The organism is Exiguobacterium sp. 8A, assembly GCF_902506275.1.
Classification (GTDB): Bacteria; Bacillota; Bacilli; order Exiguobacteriales; family Exiguobacteriaceae; genus Exiguobacterium; species Exiguobacterium profundum.
In genome coordinates this window covers 1-3299 of the sequence record NZ_LR733633.1, presented here as the reverse complement: position 1 = coordinate 3299, position 3299 = coordinate 1, and the positions used below count along the sequence as shown (strand labels likewise).

The following is a 3299-nucleotide window of genomic DNA, read 5'->3' as shown; positions in this document are numbered from 1 at the left end:
TCTTTCAGCAGTCGGAACAGCCTGTACTCACTCAACGGTTTGCTCATCATATCTCTCCTTCCTGTTCGTCCAACGTGTTCCCGGCCCTCGGACCGGTCACCATGTCGCCATGGTCGGATGTGCGGCCTACGTGTTCATGTCGTACGTCGTGCGGTGTGGTGCTGTCTTCGGGTGCCGGCCCGGTGATACGTCGGGACGGGTCTTGCCTGACGACACTCGCCGTGCCGGTGGTCATTGGGTGTGCCCGGGTGTTTGCCCGGGGCACGGGTGCGTATAGCCACGACCGGTCCACCCTGTCGCGCCACGCCGATATGTACAGACACGGGGAACTGATTGTCAAGGTTCGCCCGCCGGGGCGGGAGATTGGTCCGTGTTTTGGGTCATGCGTCGTAGGCCGCACATCCGACCGCCGGACCGGGGTCCGGCGTGGCGTGCGTTCGTGCGGTGATACAGCATCTGGTTCCTTCGTCAGTGTACGGATATGCCGGTCAGCGACGGAACAGCTTCCGTTTGCGTGGCCAGAGCAGGAGCAACAGCCCGACGCCGGCCAGCGCGATCCCGGCCTGTTGGGCCAGACGGACCCACTCCTCGCCGGTCTTCGGCAGTTTGCCCGGGAGCGTCGCCGGTTCCGGTGTCGCCGTCAACGTGCCACGGACGACGATCTTCTCCTTCTCGACGATCTTCTCTTTCTCGACCGTCTTCTCGGTCACTTTCTCCGTCACGGTCTCGGTCACGACCTCGCTCGGCTTCGCGGGCGGTTCCGGGGCGGGCTCCGCCTCGTTGTCGATGTCGAGGGAGACGACCTCGTCGTCCGTCTCGATCGTGAACGCGTGTTCCGTGTCGTCGAGGACATAGCCGTCCGGCGCCTCGACCTCGGTCACGGTGTATGTGCCGTGGGGCAACAGGATCAGGGCGACCCCGTCCTTGTCGCTCGCGATCCGTCCGACGTCGACGCCGTCCGCGTCACGGACGAGGAACGTCGCGCCTTGAAGCCCTTCACCGGTCTCCGCGTCCCGTTTGAACAGGCGCAGCGTGCCACGGATCATGCGGTTCGTGACCGTCTTCTCGACGACCTGACCCTGTTCGTCGATCGTGACCGGGATGGCCACCTCGTCGAGGACGTAGCCGTCCGGTGCGCCGGTCTCGACGAGCTCATAGGTGCCATGTGGGAGGGTGACACGGGCGTGCCCGTCCTCCCCGGTCGTGACCGTCTGGAACACCGCGCCATCCGGCGTGAGGATGTCGAACGTCGCGCCCGGGAGCGCCTCGTCGGTCTCGGCGTCCGTCTTGAGGACGTCGAGCGTGCCATAGATGTAGTCGTTGACGACCTCGAGCTCGATCACCTGCCCGTCCGTGCGGACGTCGGCGTAGAAACGGGTGTCGATCGCGTCATAGCCGGGTGCCGGCTTCGTCTCGACGATCTCATAGCGCCCATACGGGAGCTCGACCTCGTAACGGCCGTCGGCGTCGGTGAACCCTTCAGCGACCTCCGTCCCCTCGGCGTCGAGGATGAGGAACTCGGTCTCGGGGATCGGTTCCCCGGTCTCTGCGTCGACCTTCAGGATGACGACCTTCCCACGGATCGTGTCGTTCGTGACGGTGATCCCGACCGTGGCGTCACGGTCGACCGTCGCCTCATGCGGGGTCTTGTCGAGGACGTGGCCTTCCGGCGCGCCGGTCTCGACGACGCCCACCTTCCCGACCGGGAGATTCTCGAGGATCGCGACGCCCGAGGCGTCGGTCACGACGTCATGCGTCGCGCCGGTGACGTCCGTCACCTGGAACGAGGCGCCCGAGAGGGGCGTGGCGTCTTCCCCTTCCTTGAGGATGCGGAGCGCGCCCGTCGGCGTGGAGCCGATCGAGATGCCACCGCCGTCGAAGTTGCGGTACTTGTTGTAGACGCTCACCGGCTCGAAACCGTCCGCCGAGAGCGTCGCGTCGTTGCGATACTCATACTGGACGACGTCCGCCTTCGTGCGATAGGTGACGAGATACGTCTTCGTGATGTCGCCGAGCTCGAGCGTGAACCCGTCCGGTTTCGTCGTCAGCGTGTAGTCACTGGCCGGGACCGGCTTGACGCCACTGGCAGAGAAGCCGTACTCGTCGGTGTCGATCGTGCCGACGGTGACCGTCGAGGCCATGAGCGTGTGCCCCGGCTTGACGACATCGACGACCTTCGCGCCCTTGAGCGCGTCCTTGTTCTGGTTGATCCGGACCGACCAGAGGATCTCGTTGCCGTTCTGTACCTGGGCGCTCGCCCACTTGTACAGATGCTCGTCGAGCGGTTCGTCCTTGAGGATCGTGATCGGGTGCGTGCTCTCGGCGCCGTCGGCGACGAACGCGAGTGCATCGGATCGGTCTGTCTTCGAGAACGGGTAGTGGAACTGCCCCTCGACGATGATGTGACCGCTCAGGTTCGTCTTCTCGGTCGCGGTCTCGTTGAACGTGAACGTGAGCACGCGGTTGACGACCTTGCCTTCCCCGACGACCGTCCCCGCGTCATCCTTTAGAGGAAACGTGAAGTCGGTGACGGTGAGCTGGTCTGGCAGTCGCACGGTGTGCGACTCGCCGGCCTTGACCGCGTCCTTCTCGGTCCAGTCGATGCGCACCTTGACGCGTTGGTCACGGGTGATGGTGTCGATCGGTTGCCCGCCGTCAGACAGCAGTGTGACGCTGTCGATGAGCGCGCCGGCGGCGTTCGCCGGGACGCCCGAGAAGACGAGCAGGAACGCCAGCATGGCGGCCAGCACCCGTCGCCCCGGGGCGGGGGGGTGATTTCGGTTTGAGTACAAGTTGAATTCCTCCTTATGTCGGGCCAACCGGCCCGTGAATGGGACGTTGACGATGACGCGACAGACCGTCGGCTTTCAGCCACCACCCCCTTCAAGGGGACGGACGATCAGAGGATGGGATGGTAAAGATGATAGATCAGGAAAGAAGATCGGCGATCGTGACAGGACATCTGTCATTCTCACGCGAACATTGATAGAATGGTGGACACAGGACATGTATGGCCCTGTATCCGGGAAAGTTGCAGACATGACAAAAAGGCCTCCTTCTGTTCGTCGAAGGGGCCGAAAGGTCGGTTGGATCGTATGTAGACGAGGGCGGATGCGTCGTCCGAAACGAGAAAGTGTACAAAAAATGTTCGGATTTTGCGCACTTTTCGATCTGGGAGACTGGAAAAACCACGTGAAATCCGCTATGATAAAGGTGAATTTGGCGCGAAAAATCAAATTCACCAGAACCGGATGGTTCGTGCGTCAACACGATCCGTCCAGCCCTCGGTCGCCTCGTCA

Annotated in this window: 2 protein-coding genes; one reads left to right on the top strand and one right to left on the bottom strand. The window is 63.1% G+C overall.

The genetic code is table 11. From position 1 onward, the window contains the following. Positions 1–488 precede the first annotated feature (488 nt). A complete protein-coding gene (locus GVY42_RS15090; RefSeq protein ID WP_159565568.1) occupies positions 489–2792 on the bottom strand; it encodes a SpaA isopeptide-forming pilin-related protein in 2304 nt (767 codons plus the stop codon). A 319-nt stretch (positions 2793–3111) separates the two neighbouring features. Between GVY42_RS15090 and GVY42_RS16595 the strand changes: the two genes are divergently transcribed. Then, positions 3112–3299 (top strand): hypothetical protein (locus GVY42_RS16595; protein ID WP_236550100.1); only part of this gene is annotated, 188 nt, incomplete at its 3' end.